Below are 16,643 nucleotides of genomic sequence, written 5' to 3'. Positions count from 1 at the left end.
TTGTGCTGCGTCCGCTGTAACGTGTCGCCGGTGAAGAGCCCTTGTCTGCAGGCCCGCCGAATCCACCGGACCTTCAGGCCTCGCCGCTCCTCCACCAGCTCGACCACGGGGCTGCCCTTGTCGATCTCGTCGTCCAGCACGATGACATCCCGGTCGGTCACGTCGCCGATCACCGCGCTGCTCTTGACCAGGTCGTCGCTCAACCGCCGCTTCGCCCCGGCCGCGACCGGCGTGCCGAGCAGCCGGGCGAAGGCAGCGGCCTCCTTGGCGTTGCCCAGGTCGGGCGAGACCACCACTGTGTTGCTGAGGTCGTAGCGCCGAAAGTGGGTGGCCAGCTCCCGCAGCGCGTGCAGGTGATCCACCGGGACGCTGAAGAAGCCGTGCACCTGCGGCGAGTGCAGGGTCATCGCGAGCACCCGGTCCGCCCCGGCCGAGGTGAGCAGGTCGGCGACGAGCCGCGCGCCGATCGAGATCCGTGGCGCGTCCTTCTTGTCCGACCGGGCGTACGCGTAGTGCGGCAGCACCACGGTGATCCGACCGGCGGAGGCGCCCCGGGCGGCGTCGATCATCAGCAGCAGCTCGACCAGGTGCTCCTGCACCGGCGGCACCAACGGCTGGATCAGGAAGACGTCCCGCTCCCGGCAGTTGGCCTGCAACTGGACTTCCAGACAGTCGTTGGCGAACCGGGAGACCCGCACCGGGTGCAGCGGCACCCCCAGGTGGGCGCAGATCTCGGCAGCCAGGTCGGGATGGGCGGTTCCACTGAAAACTGCGATGTCGCGCACGTTCGCACATCGTAGGGGAAGCGGACGGCCGCCGACGGCGGCGGGCCGGAACCCGCCGTGACGCCTGTCGCGCCGCGCCGCCGTCCGGGTACGGTGCTGCGGTGACCCCCCAGTACGTCGCCGCCATCGACCAGGGCACCACCTCCTCGCGGTGCATCGTCTTCGACCGGGCCGGGGACATCGTCGCCGTGGCCCAGCGCGAGCACCGGCAGATCTTCCCCCGACCGGGGTGGGTGGAGCACGACGCCGAGGAGATCTGGGACAACGTCGAGCAGGTGGTCGCCGAGGCGCTGCGGGCCGCCGGCACCGACGCGTCCGGGCTGGCCGCAGTCGGCATCACCAACCAGCGGGAGACCACAGTCGTCTGGGATCGGGCCACCGGGCGCCCGGCGGCCAACGCCATCGTCTGGCAGGACACCCGGACCGGGCCGCTGCTGCGCGAGCTTGCGTCGGCGTACGGCGAGGAGCGGTTCCGGGCCCGCACGGGCCTGCCGCTGGCCACCTACTTCGCCGGGCCGAAGCTGCGCTGGCTGCTCGACGAGGTCGACGGCCTGCGCGGGCGCGCCGAGCGCGGCGAGGTGCTCTTCGGCACCATGGACAGCTGGCTGATCTGGAAGCTGACCGGCGAGCACGTCACCGACGTGACAAACGCCAGCCGGACCATGCTGATGGACCTCACGACCCTGGACTGGGCCCCGGAGCTGCTGGACGCGATGGGTGTTCCGGCGGCGATGCTGCCGGAGATCCGCTGCTCCGCCGAGGTGTACGGCACTGCCGGCGGGGTGCTCGCCGGGGTGCCGGTGGCCAGTGCGCTCGGCGACCAGCAGGCCGCCCTGTTCGGGCAGACCTGCTTCCAGCCGGGTGAGGCGAAGTGCACCTACGGCACCGGCAGCTTCCTGCTGCTCAACACCGGCGCCAGCCCGGTCCCGTCGACGCACGGCCTGCTCACCACTGTCGCCTACCGGATCAAGGACCAACCGCCGGCGTACGCCCTCGAAGGCGCCATCGCGGTCACCGGCTCGCTGGTGCAGTGGCTGCGTGACAACCTCGGGCTGATCTCCACGGCCGCCGAGGTGGAAAAGTTGGCCCGCACGGTGGACGACAACGGCGGCTGCTACGTGGTGCCGGCGTTCTCGGGGCTGTTCGCCCCGCACTGGCGCAGCGACGCCCGCGGGGTGATCGCCGGCCTGACCGGTTACATCACCAAGGGGCACCTGGCGCGGGCGGTGCTGGAGGCGTCGGCGTGGCAGACCCGCGAGGTGGTCGACGCGATGAACGCCGACTCGGACGTGGCGCTGCGCCGTCTCCGGGTGGACGGCGGGATGACAGCGAACGGCCTGCTCATGCAGTTCCTCGCCGACGTGCTCGACGTGCCGGTGGTCCGTTCCCGGATCACCGAGACCACCTGCCTGGGCGCCGCGTACGCGGCCGGTCTGGCGGTCGGCTTCTGGCCGGACCTGGCCACCCTGCGGGCGCAGTGGCGCTCCGACGCCCAGTGGGAGCCGGCCATGGCCCCGGACCTGCGCGAGAAGGAGCTGCGCCAGTGGCGCAAGGCCGTGCAGCGCACCCTCGACTGGGTGGAGTGACGCCGGTCCGGCGGTCACTCACTCCCAGCGGTTGCCGGTGAGCTTCTCGTAGACGTCGATGTAGCGAGCCCGGGTCGCCTCGACCACCTCGGCCGGCATGTCCGGGGCGGGGGCCCGCTTGTTCCAGCCGCTGCCGGTGGCCCAGTCCCGCACGTACTGCTTGTCGTAGGAGAACTGCACCCGGCCCGGCTGGTACGACTCGGCCGGCCAGAACCGCGACGAGTCGGAGGTGAGCAGTTCGTCGGCGAGGACCAGGGTGCCGTCCGGCGCCCAACCCAGCTCGATCTTGGTGTCGGCGACCAGGATGCCCCGGTCGGCGGCCAACTCGGCGCCGCGCCGGTAGATGTCGACGGTGATCTGCCGCAGCCGCTCGGCGGTGGCCTGACCCACCTTGTCCACCACGTCGTCGTACGTGATCGGCTCGTCGTGCTCGCCCGCCGGGGCCTTGCTCGACGGCGTGAAGATCGGCTCGGGCAGGATCGACGCCTCGCCGAGCCCTCGCGGCAGTGGCACGCCGGAGACCGCGCCGGTCTGCTCGTACTCCCGCAGGCCGCCGCCGGTCAGGTAACCGCGGGCGACGCACTCGACCGGGACCATGTCCAGCCGCTGGCAGCGGATGGCCCGCCCGGCGAACTCGGCGGGCACGTCGGTGGCCGAGATGACGTGGTTGGGCACGAGGTCGGCGAGCTGCTCGAACCACCACAGCGAGAGCGCGGTGAGCAGACGACCCTTGTCCGGGATCGGCGTCGGCAGCGCCACGTCGTAGATCGAGATGCGATCCGAGGCCACCAGGATCAGGTCGTCGCCGTCGGCGTAGACGTCCCGGACCTTGCCCGAGTGCAGAAGTTCCACGCGCCCTAGTACACCACGCGACATGGGAAGGGCCTGATTCGACCACCCGGCCGAGGGTGACCGGACGGACGTTGACACCTTCGTGTGCTGCCTGCGTGAATGGTCCGACCGCCACCCCCGTAGGTCCAGGAGAGCACCGTGCCCGTTGTTCGACCCCCGCTCGACCGCCTCGGCGCCGACCCGGGCCGGCGCCGACTGCTCGGCGCGCTGCTCGGCGCACCTCTGCTCGCGTCCGGCGGGCTGGCGGGGTGCAGCGACGGCGCGGCCACCTCGACCCAGGACGGGCCCGTCGAGCTGTCGGTCTTCTGGTGGGGTGGCACCAAGCGGGCCGAGCTCACCGAGAAGGCGCTACGGCTCTACTCGGATCGCAACCCCAGGGTCACCTTCCGGGTCACCTGGCAGGGCGCCGACGGCTACTACGACCGGCTGGCCACCCAGGCGGGCGGCGGGAACGTACCGGACCTGATCCAGATCGACGACGCCATGCTGACCGAGTACACCCAACGTCAGGTCATCCTCGACCTCACCGACCACCACCTGGATCTTCGGGGCCTGCCGGAAGGTCTGATCCGCTACGGCACTGTGCAGGGGCGGACGATGGCGGTGGCCGCCGGGCAGACCCACGCCGTGGTGGTGTTCAACCGGGACCTGCTGCGGGAGCTGGAGATGCCGGAGCCCCGCGCCGGGATGACCTGGGCCGACTACATCTCCTGGGCCACGCAGGTCACCGAGGCCAGCGACCGCCGGGTGGCCGGCACCATGGACGGGTCGGGCGACTACCGGGCGCTCTGGCTCTGGTTGCGGTCGCAGGGCGGCGAGTTCTACCGGGGCAACCAGCTCGGCTTCGGCGCGGACGAGCTGATCGCGTGGTTCGAGTTGTGGCAGCGGGCCCGCCGGGGCCGAGCCACACCGAGCGCGGCCCTGGTCGAGCAGGCCGACAGCGGCGAGCCGGCCCGGCAACTGGTGGTGAACGGGGTGACGGCGGCGTCCTTCGCCTGGTCGCACCAGCTCCCGGAGCTGCAACGACTCACCGAGTCCGAGTTGGGCATCGTCGGCATTCCCGGCCCGCCGGGGGCTCAGTGGGCGCGAGCGTCGATGTACTGGGCGGGCTTCCGAGGCACCCGCCACCCGGACGCGGTCGCCGACGTGATCAACTTTCTGACCACAAATGGTGAGGTCGGCGCCGTTCTCGGCCACGAACGTGGGCTGAACGCCAGTGCCCAGGTCCGCCGCTACGCAGAGGGCAGCATCACCGACCCGGCGCAGCGACGTGCCGCCGAGTTCGGCGCCAGCATCGCCGACCTGCTCGGGCCGGCGCCGGCGCCGCCGCCCAAGGGGCACGCCAAGGTGCGCACCCTGCTGGTCACCGCCGCCGAGCGCATCCGCGTCAAGCGCGACGGCACCCGTGAGGCCACCGCGCGCTTCCTGTCCCAGGCCATCGCGGCTCTGGCGGTGTGAGCACCGGCGGTCGGCCCGGAGCCGGCCGCTGGTGACCCGCCGACGCCTCGGGCCCGGTCAGCGCGGCGGGCCACCCCGGCGGTTGCGCATCAGCCGCAGCACCAGGAACACGACGATCGCGACCACCACCAGGCAGCAGAGCAGCGGGAGCACCCCGAAGCCGCTGCGGCCTCGCCGCCGGGCGGCCTCCACCACGAGTTCGCCGGTGCCCGTGGACGCCCAGGCCGCGACGGGTACGAAGACCGCCAGTACGACCGCACCGAAGACCGCGCTCAGGCGGCCCCACCACTTACCGAATGAAGACATGTGCCCATCCTCGCCGAAGCGCGCAACCTCGGCACGTCGGTCCACGCCGAACCACGGGACCGGATGGTCCGCAAGCTCTCCGTGCGGGGCGCAACGCGCTCGCAACGTCCCGGCAAAGATGATGATCTTTACATGAATCTCTCGAGGTGATCGGATTCGCCTCATGCTCAACTCTGTAGACAGTGCGCGGATCTCTCGCACCCGAAGATCTGCGGCGGCAGCGGTCGGCGTCACCCTCGTCGCCGCCCTCCTCACCCCCACGGCGGCGCACGGCGCCCCGCCACCCCCACCGCCGCCGACCAAACCCGCTCCGAGCGGCAACGCGGACCGCGCACCCGTCACGGTCACGCTGATCACCGGCGACCGGGTGACCGTGACCCCGGGCGTCCACGGCGCAACCCCAACGGTGGATGTCAAGCGCGCCCCGGGCGCCACCGGCTCCGTACGCGTCTCCACTGAGGGTCGGGACACCTACGTGTACCCGGACGAGGCAATGCCGTACCTCGCCACCGGTCGACTCGACAAGCAACTGTTCGACGTCACCCAGCTCATCGCCCAGGGCTACGACGACGCGCGGACCGCCGAACTCCCCCTGATCGTCACCCGCACGACGGGTACGGCGAAGCTCAGGACCGGCACCGCGCTGCCCGGCGCGCGGACCACGCTGGAGCTTCCCTCCGTCCGCGGCGAGGCGATCCGCACCCGCCGATCGCAGGCCGCTGACTTCTGGTCGGCCCTCACCGTTGGACAGTCGCCGACCGGTCGCAGCGCTGCCACCCCGGCACCCTCCTTCGCGGCCGGCGTCGACAAGGTGTGGCTCGACGGCAAGGCGAAGGCCACCCTGGCCGACACCACCGCCCAGATCGGCGCGCCCGCGGCGTGGGCCGCGGGTGGCACCGGCAGCGGTGTCCGGGTCGCCGTCCTGGACAGCGGGGTGGACACCACCCACCCGGATCTCGCCGACCAGGTGGTGGCCTCGCGGAGCTTCATCCCCGGCCAGGACGTGATCGACCGGAACGGGCACGGCACCCACACCGCCTCCACCGTCGCCGGGACGGGCGCCGCCTCCGGCGGCAGGGAACGGGGCGTGGCCCCCGACGCCGACCTGGTGATCGGCAAGGTCCTCGACGAGTACGGCAGCGGGTCCATCTCGGGGATCATCGCGGGCATGGAGTGGGCGGCGCGGGCCGAGCACGCCAAAGTGATCAACATGAGTCTCGGCGTGAGCGCCTGGCACACCCAGGACGACCCGCTGAGCCAGGCCGTCAACCAGCTGACCGCCGAGACGGGTGCCCTCTTCGTCGTGGCCGCCGGCAACAGCGGACCAGATCCGTACACCCTCGGTGCGCCGGGCACCGCGGACGCCGCGCTGACCATCGGGGCGGTGGACACCTCCGACCACCTGGCGGGCTTCTCCAGCGTCGGACCCCGGCTGAACGACGAGGCCCTCAAGCCCGACATGACCGCTCCCGGGGTGGACGTGCTGGCGGCACGCTCGCAGCACATCTCCTGGGGTGAGGGCTACTACTACGCCGACAGTGGCACCTCGATGGCAGCGCCGCACGTCGCCGGGGCGGCCGCCCTGCTGGTCCAGAAGCACCCGACCTGGAGCGCGCGGCAGATCAAGGACGCGCTGATGAGCACCAGCGTCCGCACGCCTGACTACGACGCCTATCAGGCCGGTAGCGGTCGGTTGAACGTCGCCGCCGCGTACCACCAGGACCAGGTCGTCGCGTCCGGGTCGGTGGACGCCGGACTCGTCGGCTGGGGCACCGCGCCACAGCCCATCAAGCGGACGATCACCTACACCAACACCACTGACAGCCCGATCGCGTTGGCGCTCTCCGTCGACAACGACTCCGCCCCCGCGCAGACGTTCACGACAACCGCCGACAGCGTCACGGTGCCCGCTCGGGCCAGCGCGACTGTCGACGTCGTGGTGGCCCCGGCGGGCCTCCCCGCCGGCAGGTACTCAGCCCAGGTCACGGCCCGCTTCGCCGCCGGCGAGGTGCACACGGCCGTCGGGGTCGCCGTCGAGTCCAAGAAGTACGACCTCACCATCCACCTGAAGGACCGCGCCGGCCGGCCCATGAGCGGCGAGGTCGAGGTCGTCAACGCCGAGACCGGCTCCGCCTTCATGTGGGTGCCGGACGGAAAGCTCACCGCCCGCCTGGCGCCCGGCTCCTACACCGTCGTCACGGCGGCGGACGTGGAGGGTCTGCACGGGCCCCGCTCCCTCGGGCTCGCGATGCTGACCGCTCCCGAGGTCGACCTGACGACCAACCGGGTAGTGGAACTCGACGCCGCGCGGGCCCGCCAGGTGAAGGTGGCGACACCCCAGCCGACCGCCGTCGTCAACAGCAGAATCGACGTCTACCGCTCCTTCACCTCGAGCGAGCCGACACCCACCGACTGGAGCGCCCTCCGCGAGACGTTCTGGCCGGGCGCCGCCTACGACAGCCTGTGGGCCCTGCCGACCAGGGACAAGGTGCGCAAGGGCAGCTTCGTCTTCACCACCCGGATCCGCGCCGCGCAGACGCCACTGGCGATCAGCTACCACGGCCGGCACCTCAGCCACCCGCTCGCGCAGCCCGGTTCCCCACCGCTGCCCGACGGCACCTCGCGCCTGGACGCCGTCTTCGCGGGCGACGGCGGCACCGCCGACTACGCCGGCGTCTCCGCCCGCGGCAAGGCAGTGGTCGTCCGCGGCAACGACGCGGTGACCCCCACGGACCAGGCAGCGGCGGCGCACACCGCCGGTGCGGCGATGCTCGTCGTGGTCAACGACCGCGCCGGTCGCAAGAGCGACTGGTACGGCAACCCCGACGCGGTGACGCCCGGGCCGGTCCCGGTGGCCTCGGTGACCATGGACGAGGGCGAGGCGTTGATCCAGAAGATCACCGTCGCGGGCCGCAACCCGGTACGACTGGTAGTGGTCGCCCACCCCAGGGCGAAGTACCTGTACGACCTGGTGGACTACCACAGCGGCGGGGTGCCGAAGGACCCGTCCGCCAAGACGGACCCGCGCAACCTCGCCCGGATCGATCTCACCTTCTCCCCGCCCCCGGGGAAGCAGTCGAGCGAGACCCGGATGGACTTCCCACCGTACGAGTACGCGGCGGCACGGCCGTTCCCGTTCGAGCCGGTAGCGCCGGGGCCGCGTACCGACTGGGTCTCCGCAGGCGGCGGCATCAAGTGGATGCAGTACGCCGACGTCGCCGACTGGGCGCGGTCCAACACGGAGGCCATCGCGTACCGGCCGGGCAGCGTCCAGAAGGACCGCTGGTTCGGGCCGATCACCCGGCCACGGCTGCTCAGCACCGAGATCCCGTTCCGTGGTGAGACGGCCATGAGCGCCTACATCCAGGGGTTCGGCGACGCGGGCGCCGCCCACAGCGGCGGGGCCAGCATGTCGCAGATCGCCACGTTCTATCAGGGCGACAAGCAGCTGACCCGGTTCGACGGCTGGCCGGAGGTCGGCGCTGGTGACCTGTCGCCGGAGAAGCTGCCGTACCGACTGGTCGTCGAGACCACTGGCAAGCCCGAGTTCAGCCAGTACTCGACCGCCACGCACACCGAGTGGAGCTTCGTCTCCGGCGGCAGCACTGAGGTGCAGGCCATCCCGCTGGTCCAACTGGACTACGGAACTGACGTGGACTTCGCGGGTCGGACGAAGCGCCGAACCGACTTCTCGATCACGCCCGTGGTGGTGGGCAGCACAGCGGCTCGAGACGCCGTGTCGTCACTTGAGTTGGAGATCTCCTACGACGACGGGGCGACCTGGCACCGGCAGGACCTGCGGGAGAAGAAGGGCACCTGGCAGGCGTCGCTGAACGCGCCGCACCGGGCCGACTTCGTGTCGATCCGGGTCACCGCCAAGCAGCGCAACGGTGGCGGCGTCACCCAGACCGTCACCCGGGCCTTCGGCCTGCGGTAGAACCCGCCGGGGGGGCCGGCACCGACGAGGTGCCGGCCCGTCCGGGCCCCTCAGTTCTGACAGCGGCACCAAACAAGTCCGGCCCCCACACTGTGGGGGCCGGACTCGTATCACTTTCAGTGGTAGCGGGGACAGGATTTGAACCTGCGACCTCTGGGTTATGAGCCCAGCGAGCTACCGAGCTGCTCCACCCCGCGTCGACTGGTTAAGACTAACTCACCCGTTCCGAGCGATGATCAGTGGGGTCGCCATCCGCTGTGGCCGGCACCCCGGAATGCTGTGGCCGGCACCCCGGAATGTCGAAAGCCCGTCGCCGGTGAACCGGAGACGGGCTTTCGAACTGGTGTTTCTCTCGTAGCGGGGACAGGATTTGAACCTGCGACCTCTGGGTTATGAGCCCAGCGAGCTACCGAGCTGCTCCACCCCGCGTCGGCTCGATAACCGTAGCGCACCGACCCGGGACACCGCAAAGCGACGCCGATACCGCACTCGCCGACACCCCTGACCTGGGCCGTTGTCAGTCGAGCCAGTTCTCGATCGCCGCGACCGCCCGTCGACTGTCCGCATCGACCTGGGACCGAACGGCCGCCGTGTGCTCCCAACCCTGCTCCCAGAGCACCGTCACCACGTCGCCGACCCGGACCGCCCGGACCAGCCGAACCTCCTCCGTACCCGGCTCGCCCATCCCGTCCGGCATCGGGGCCCGCATCTCGAACAGCACCGACCCGTCCCCGTACGCCCCCGAGGCCAGCAGCCGCTGCCGCCACGTCCTGTTGTCGTCGGACAGCTTCTGGTCGGGGCAGCCGCGCACGGCCTGCCGCAGCTCCCGCAACGCGTCGTCGGCGCGGCCTGCCCGGTAGATGGTGATGGTGTGCCGGTAGCTGCCGTCCGGGACGTGCCCCGTCGGCGTCTCCGGCAACTTGTAGGCCAGGTAGCGACCACGGCGTTGGACCATTGCCGAGTCGCTGGGCAGGCGCGTCCCGCACAGCGTCGGCAGTGCCGGCCCCTCCCCCGAGGATTCCAGTCCGGTCCGATTCGGGGCCGCCAGCACGAAGAAGGCGCGGTCCGGGATCGAGGTGGGCGGTCGAGGTGCCGCCGGTCCGGTGGCCGGCTGCGACGGCGTACCGCTCGGGGTGGTCCGCGACGGCGGCGGGGACGGGGGTGTCGACGCCGGAGTCGGTGTCGTCGACGGCAGGGGGGTCGCAGTCGCCCCGGTCGGCAGCGGGCCAGGGGTGTCGGCGGGCGGCGGCAGCGGTGCGGCGCCGTCCGCCGGGTACGCCAGTCGGCCACCGACGGCAACCCCGCCGACGAGCAGCGCCACCGCGAGCGTCGAACCGGCTACCCGGGCCCGGGCCCGCCGGTCGGCGAACCGTCGAAGCGACTCGGGATGGGTCAGCTCGTACCCGTCCGCGACGGTGCTGAGCGACCGGTACAGGGCAGAGAGTTCAACTGACATCGTTCGCCTCCAACTCCAGGGTGCAGAGGTCGGGCAGCAGCGCGGCCAGCCGGGACCGGCCTCGGGACAGCCAGGACTTCACGGTGCCGACCGGGACGTCGGTCTCCCGGGCGATCTCCTCGACGGACATGTCGAAGAGGTAGTGCAGGGCCAGCGCCTGCCGGTGCGTGGCGGGCAACTGCCGGAGCGCTCCGACCAGGAGCACCCCGTCCTCGCTGGGCGGGGGTGCGACAGCCGGTGGTCCGGTACGGCTCAGCACCACCCGCCAACGGTGCAGGCGCCGCCAGCGGTCGGTGGCCAGCCGGGCCACCACGAGCCGCAGCCACGCCTCCGGCGCCGGATGCGACGACAGTCGCCCCCACTGCCGCCAGGCCCGGGTGTACGCCTCCTGCACCAGGTCCTGGGCCTCGCCGTGGTCGCCAGCGACCGCATAGCCGTACCGCACCATCCGCCGGGCGGTGCTGCGGTAGAAGTCATCGAAGCTCTGCGCGTCCCGCACGACTGTTCCCCCTCGTCCCCACCCCGTTGCATTGAGGACGGCGGACCGGCGTCGCAGGTTGCGGAGGTGGAGGGTGCTGTCGGTGACGTGACAGATACGCACAGATCACGACAACGGCCGAGCCCCCGCCGTTCGGACCTGATGCGGTCCGAGCGACGGGGGCTCGGGGAGGAACTGCGTGCGGTGGCGGGTCAGCCTCCGGCACTCGGGCTGGCACCCGGCGCACCAGCGGCCTGCTGCGCCTGCTGGAACGCCGTGAGCGCCTCGTCGAGGGCCTTCAGCGCACGCCCATACCGCTCGAAGTCGCCGGACGCCTGCGCGGCCCGGACCTCGGTGATAGCGGTCTGCACCCGGTCCGCGGCGGCAGCCAGGTCACCGGTCGGCGGTGGGGTGCCGGGGCTCGGGGTCGCCGTCGGCGCCGGCGTCGCCGTGCCCGAAGGCGTCGGCGTGGGCGTCGTCGGGTTGCCCCCGGTCGTCGGCGGCGGCGACGTGCCCTGCCCGGCCTTCTTGCCCTGCTCGACCAACTGCTTGATGCCGTCGTTGATGTTGTCGGCGAGCGCCACGAAGGAGCCGCCGTCACCGTACGAGAGCAGCACCTTCTGCAACAGCGGGTACGCGTCCTGCTGGTTGCTCTTCACGTAGACCGGCTCGACGTAGAGCATCCCGTCGGCGAAGGGCAACGAGAGCAGGTTGCCGTAGTGCACCTGGGCCTGGTTGCTGGAGAGCAGGTTGAGCTGCTGACGGATGTTCGCGTTGTTGGTCATCTGCTGGTGCACCTGAACCGGACCGGAGATCCGGGTCTGGTCCGGCAACTCCAGCACCTCCAGGCGGGGCTTCCCCTCGACGTACGACCCGGAGATCAGCGCGGCGAGGTTCTGCCGGCCGTTCGGGGTGACCGCCGAGGTGAGCTGGAACCGGGGGCTCTCCTGCCCCGGGAACTGGGTGAACAGGTAGTACGGAGGCTGCTTCTGGCCGCTGTCCGGAGCGTCCGGCACGTTTGGCACCTGCCAGAAGTCCTGGGCCGAGTAGAAGTCACCCGGGTTGGTCACGTGGAACTTGGTCAACAGGTTGCGCTGCACCTTGAACATGTCCGCCGGGTAGCGCAGGTGCTCGGTCAGCTCGACCGGGATCTCCGCCTTCGGCAGCACCAGGTCACCACCGAACGCCTTGTTCCACGCCTTGAGCACCGGATCGGTGTCGTCGTACTCGTAGAGCTTGACGGTGCCGTCGTACGCGTCGACGGTGGCCTTCACCGAGTTGCGCATGTAGTTGACGTCTTCGCGGGCCAGCTGGAAGGTGCCCCGGTTGGTCAACTCGTCGGTGGTCTCGGTCTGCAGGTTGACCTTCTCCGCGTACGGATAGGTGGCCGCCGTGGTGTAACCGTCGACGATCCACTGCACCCGGCCGTCCACCACCGCCGGGTACGGGTCGCCGTCCAACGTGAGGAACGGCGCGACCTTCTCCACCCGGTCGCGCGGGTTACGCACATAGAGCAGCTTGGAGTCCTTGTTGACCGCCTCGGAGAGCAGGAAGTTCGACTCCTGCTCCTTGATGGCGTACAGCAGCCTCCGGGTGAAGGAGCCGATCTCGACGCCGCCCTCACCGGTGTAGGTGTAGGACTCGCCGCCACCGTCGCCGACCGGCCTGTCGAACTCGGCCTTCCTGTTCGGGTCGGCCTGGCCGACGATCGCGTAGTCGTCGGCCGCCATCCGCTCGCCGAAGTAGATGCGCGGCTGCTTGGCCGGGATCTGCTCGGTCTGCGAGGAGCACGCCTCCTGGGTCTTCTCGCCGAGGAAGCCGGAGACGAAGAACGGCTGCCCGCCGCAGACCACCTGGTTGGCCGGGGCAGCCACCAGCCCGTACCCGTGGGTGTAGACGGTGTGCCTGTTGATCCAGGTGTTCTGCTGGTCGGTCAACTCGCCGTAGTTGATCTCCCGGACGCCGACCACGTAGTCGGAGACCTTTCCGTTCACCCCGTACCTGTCGATGTCCAGCTTGGGGCCGAAGTCGTAGAAGCCACGCACCTGCTGGAGCTGGGTGTACGTCTCGCTGACCAGTTGCGGGTCGAGCAGTCGCACGTTCGACACCACCGAGGTGTCGGTGGCCAGGTTCGCCGGTGGGGTGAGGTTGTTCGCCGCGTACGGGGTCGTCTCGGTGGCCCCCAACCCGAACGCCGCGCGCGTCGCGTCGATGCTGCGCTGGATGTACGGCGCTTCCTTGTCCTTGGCGCTCGGCTTGACCTCGAAGGTCTGCACCGCCCAGGGGTAGATGCCGCCGATGGCCACCGCGGACACGCCGAGCAGCGCCAGCGAGATCCCCGGCCAGACCAGGTTCCGCATCCAGGCGTTGGAGAACACGAGGATCGCGATCGCCACCACAATCGAGATGTAGGCGAGGATCTCCTTCGCCGGCAGCAACGCGTTGACGTCGGCGTAGCCGGCGCCGTACAACTTGGCGCCCTCGTTGTACTCCAGCAGCATGGCCCGCCGGTCCAGCACGTACGCGATCGCCTTCAACAGCACGAAGACCGCGACCAGGGTGCTCAGGTGCGCGCGGGCCGCGTTGCTCATCCGGTCGCCGACGCCCTGCAGGCGGACCCCGCCGAAGAGGTAGTGCACCGCCAGCGCGCCGATCACGGCCAGCACCACAGCGGTGAAGGCGACCCCGAGCAGGTAACGCCAGAACGGCAGTTGGAAGACGTAGAAGCCGATGTCGACCCCGAACTCCGGGTCCTTGATGCCGAAGTCACCGCCGTTGCGGAAGAGCAGCCACTGGTTCCACCGGTTCTGCGCGGAGAGACCGGCGAAGAGCCCGACCACCGCGGCGGTCAGCGAGATCCAGGTGCCGAGACGCGGGCCGAGCACCATCCGGTAGCGCTCCAGGGTCGCCTGCTCCACCGAGTGCGGACGCAGTCGCGGGCGCAACCGGTAGGCCAGCCACAGGTTGCCGCCGACGATCACCGCCATGCCGAGGCCGATGGCGAGGAAGAGCACCAGCCGGGTGAGCAGGACGCCGGTGAAGACCTCGGTGTAGCGGACCTCGTCGAACCAGAGCCAGTCGGTCCAGGCCTGGACACCCCAGCCGAGCAGGGTGAAGAGCACGAACACCCCGACCAGGACCGCGATGGTGACGCGCCCGCGCCGGCTCATCCTCGGGAGGGGGCTGCTGCTTCGCATGACCACTGTTGGCTCCGCACGCTCGATATGATCGGCTCCGACCAGGCACCCAGAGTACGGGGTGTTCCTGAGCGTGTCGGGGCACGGTCACATCGGTCAGCAACGCGTCGGCTGACCACCCGCGCGCAACGTCTCCAGAGCGGTCATCGCCTCGTCCAACGAACCCACCCGCAACAGCGGCAGATCGGGCTGCGGATTGCGGACCGCCTCGGCGCAGTTGTCCGCCGGCACCAGGAAGACCTTCGCCCCGGCGCGCTTGGCGCCGACCAGCTTCTGGGCGATCCCGCCGATCGGGCCGACGGCGCCCTCGTCGTCGATGGTGCCGGTGCCGGCGATGATCTGGCCGCCGGTGAGGTCGGCCGGGGTCAACTTGTCCACGATCCCCAGGGCGAACATCAGACCGGCGCTCGGCCCACCGATGTCTCCCAGGTCGATGCCGAGGGTGAACGGGTGTGGCTGCTGCTGATCGATCTCGACACCGATCCGCGGTCGGCCGTCCTGCTCCTGACTGGTCACCGTCGCGGTGGCCGGCACGCCGTCACGGGTGTAGCCGATGGTCAACGCCGTGCCCGCCGGCTTGGCCCGGACCAGCTCGGTGACCTTCGCGGCCACCGGCACCGGCTGACCGTCGACCGACGTGATCACATCGCCGGCCTTCAGCGCCCCGGCCGCCGGGCCGTCCCCGGCCACCGTCTTGATGACCACCTGCACCGGAAAGCCCAGCTCCCGCAGCGCGGCGGTCTCCGCGCTGGTCTGCGACGCCTTGAAGTCCTCGGCGTTGCGCTGCTCGACCTGCTCCGTCGACTCCCCCGGCGGGTAAACCAGCTCCCGCGGCACCACCGCCTCGTCGTCGGAGAACCAGCCAGCGATCGCCCCCCGCAACCGCACACTGGGTTGCACCCCCACCGTGGTCAGCCGCAACTGACCGGCCGAGGTCGAGGTCTCCCGACCGGAGACCTGGATGACCTCCTTACCGTCGGTCGTACCGAGGGTGTTGACCGTCGGCCCTGGGCCCAGCACCACGTACGGAATCGGCACCCGGAGCACCCCGATGCTCAGCAGGGCGGTGAACAGGGCACCGAGCAGGACCGTCAGGCCACGACGTCTCATGCCGCAGAGCGTACCGACCGGCTGCGGGTCACCCGCCGGATGCGGCGCGCGACTTCGCCCTCAGCGCAACGCCAGCGGCGGCTACCTGGGGCGCGGTCCGCGTACCGTAGATGTCGTGCCTGATATTCCGTTCGGTTTCGCGCTCCCGGGTGGGCAACCACCAGACCCCAACGATCCCGCGCAGATGCAGCAGTTCATGTCGCAGTTGCAGCACCTGCTCTCCGCGCCGGGCAGCGGGCCGGTCAACTGGGACCTGGCCCGGCAGGTAGCAGCCAGCCAGCTCGCGGCCGCCGGTGACCCGGCGGTGTCGATGTACGAGCGCAACGCGGTCGAGGAGGCGCTGCGCCTCGCCGACCTGTGGTTGGAGCCCGCCTCGGCGTGGCCCTCCGGCATCCAGAACCCCGTTGCGTGGAACCGCAATGAGTGGATCTTCAAGACGCTGGACGTGTGGCGCAAGCTGTGCGACCCCGTCGCCAGCCGGATGGTCGGTGCGATGGGCGACCTGGTGCCACCCGAGGCGCGCGCCCAGCTCGGCCCGATGCAGTCGATGGTGGCCTCCCTCGGTGGCGCGCTGTTCGGCGGTCAGCTGGGCCAGGCCCTCGGCTCGCTCGCCGCGGAGGTGCTCTCCGCCGGCGACATCGGGCTGCCGCTCGGCCCGGCCGGCACGGCCGCGTTGATCCCGGCCAACATCCGGGCGTACGGCGAGGGCCTGGAGTTGCCCGAGGACGAGGTCCGCCTCTACGTGGCGCTGCGCGAGGCCGCCCACCAGCGGTTGTTCCAGCACGTCCCGTGGCTGCGTGGGCATGTGCTCAGCGCTGTCGAGATGTACGCCTCGGGCATCCGGGTCAACCGGGAGGCGATCGAGGAGGCGATGGGCCGGGTCGACCCGACCGACCCCGAGTCGATGCAGGCGATCGCCCTGGAGGGCATCTTCACCCCGGAGGACACTCCGGCGCAGAAGGCCTCGCTGGCCCGCCTGGAGACCGCACTCGCCCTGGTCGAGGGCTGGGTGTGCCACGTCGTCGACAGCGCCGCCAGCGACCGGCTGCCCAACGTCGTCCGGCTGGGCGAGGCGTTCCGCCGTCGCCGGGCCGCAGGCGGTCCCGCCGAGCAGACCTTCGCCGCGCTGGTCGGTCTGGAACTGCGCCCCCGCCGACTGCGCGAGGCCGCGGCGCTCTGGGCCGCGCTCACCCAGCACCGTGGCATCGAGGGCCGCGACGCCGTCTGGGGCCACCCGGACCTGCTCCCGTCGGACGACGACTTCGCCGACCCGGTCGCCTTCGCGATGAACGACATGGACCTCAGCGAGCTGGACAGCTTCGACTTCACCGCCCCCAGCGGGGTGGAGGAGAAGGCCCCAGGCCAGTCTGATCAGCCCGGTCCGTCGGGTCAGTCGGGTCAGCCCGGTCCGTCCGACGAGACCGACGGCGAGGGCGACACCAGGTCCTGACGCCCGCGCGTCGACGGCCTGCGCTCCG

11 protein-coding genes and 2 tRNA genes are annotated in these 16,643 nt (G+C 70.9%); 4 read left to right on the top strand and 9 right to left on the bottom strand.

Annotation, left to right across the window (positions count from 1 at the left end; all coding sequences use genetic code 11):
* Positions 1-785, bottom strand: a 785-nt coding sequence (locus tag PSH03_RS22290; RefSeq protein WP_238690307.1) for a ribose-phosphate diphosphokinase, incomplete at its 3' end; no start/stop codon positions are given.
* Positions 786-886: 101 nt separating this feature from the next.
* On the opposite strand from PSH03_RS22290, the gene glpK reads away from it, so the two are divergent.
* Positions 887-2,371 (top strand): glycerol kinase GlpK, encoded by a 1,485-nt coding sequence (gene glpK / locus PSH03_RS22285; protein WP_238690306.1) that lies wholly within the window; start codon positions 887-889, stop codon positions 2,369-2,371.
* Positions 2,372-2,389: 18 nt separating this feature from the next.
* On the opposite strand, the gene PSH03_RS22280 is transcribed toward glpK, so the two are convergent.
* Positions 2,390-3,223, bottom strand: coding sequence for a phosphoribosylaminoimidazolesuccinocarboxamide synthase (locus tag PSH03_RS22280; protein WP_238690305.1), 834 nt, complete (start codon positions 3,221-3,223; stop codon positions 2,390-2,392).
* Between the two features lie 138 nt (positions 3,224-3,361).
* Between PSH03_RS22280 and PSH03_RS22275 the strand changes: the two genes are divergently transcribed.
* Positions 3,362-4,681, top strand: coding sequence for an ABC transporter substrate-binding protein (locus PSH03_RS22275; protein WP_210784627.1), 1,320 nt, complete (start codon positions 3,362-3,364; stop codon positions 4,679-4,681).
* Positions 4,682-4,738: 57 nt separating this feature from the next.
* On the opposite strand, the gene PSH03_RS22270 is transcribed toward PSH03_RS22275, so the two are convergent.
* A complete protein-coding gene (locus PSH03_RS22270; RefSeq protein ID WP_030336617.1) occupies positions 4,739-4,987 on the bottom strand; it encodes a hypothetical protein in 249 nt (82 codons plus the stop codon).
* 163 nt (positions 4,988-5,150) lie between these two features.
* Between PSH03_RS22270 and PSH03_RS22265 the strand changes: the two genes are divergently transcribed.
* The gene (locus tag PSH03_RS22265; protein ID WP_238690304.1) at positions 5,151-8,924 is read left to right on the top strand and encodes a S8 family serine peptidase; all 3,774 of its coding nucleotides are present in this window, start codon (positions 5,151-5,153) and stop codon (positions 8,922-8,924) included.
* Between the two features lie 120 nt (positions 8,925-9,044).
* Here PSH03_RS22265 and PSH03_RS22260 read toward each other — a convergent pair.
* The 6 genes from PSH03_RS22260 to PSH03_RS22235 form a co-directional block, all read right to left on the bottom strand.
* Positions 9,045-9,121, bottom strand: a tRNA-Met gene (locus PSH03_RS22260).
* A 158-nt stretch (positions 9,122-9,279) separates the two neighbouring features.
* Positions 9,280-9,353, bottom strand: a tRNA-Met gene (locus PSH03_RS22255).
* A gap of 88 nt (positions 9,354-9,441) precedes the next feature.
* Positions 9,442-10,380, bottom strand: a complete 939-nt coding sequence (locus tag PSH03_RS22250; RefSeq protein ID WP_238690303.1) for a hypothetical protein — start codon at positions 10,378-10,380, stop codon at positions 9,442-9,444.
* Positions 10,370-10,879 (bottom strand): SigE family RNA polymerase sigma factor, encoded by a 510-nt coding sequence (locus tag PSH03_RS22245; RefSeq protein WP_238690302.1) that lies wholly within the window; start codon positions 10,877-10,879, stop codon positions 10,370-10,372. The genes PSH03_RS22250 and PSH03_RS22245 overlap by 11 nt, the downstream gene beginning before the upstream one ends.
* A gap of 191 nt (positions 10,880-11,070) precedes the next feature.
* Positions 11,071-14,055 carry a UPF0182 family membrane protein gene (locus PSH03_RS22240; RefSeq protein ID WP_238690301.1) on the bottom strand — a complete coding sequence of 995 codons (2,985 nt, stop codon included), beginning with the start codon at positions 14,053-14,055 and terminating at the stop codon, positions 11,071-11,073.
* A gap of 96 nt (positions 14,056-14,151) precedes the next feature.
* Positions 14,152-15,165 (bottom strand): YlbL family protein, encoded by a 1,014-nt coding sequence (locus tag PSH03_RS22235; protein ID WP_210784632.1) that lies wholly within the window; start codon positions 15,163-15,165, stop codon positions 14,152-14,154.
* A 115-nt stretch (positions 15,166-15,280) separates the two neighbouring features.
* On the opposite strand from PSH03_RS22235, the gene PSH03_RS22230 reads away from it, so the two are divergent.
* Positions 15,281-16,615 carry a zinc-dependent metalloprotease gene (locus tag PSH03_RS22230; protein WP_238690300.1) on the top strand — a complete coding sequence of 445 codons (1,335 nt, stop codon included), beginning with the start codon at positions 15,281-15,283 and terminating at the stop codon, positions 16,613-16,615.
* Positions 16,616-16,643: the final 28 nt, after the last annotated feature.

This window comes from Micromonospora salmantinae, from assembly GCF_022230905.1.
GTDB lineage: Bacteria > Actinomycetota > Actinomycetes > Mycobacteriales > Micromonosporaceae > Micromonospora > Micromonospora salmantinae.
Note: the sequence above shows the minus strand (reverse complement) of the source record. Positions and strands in the feature narration are given on the sequence as shown.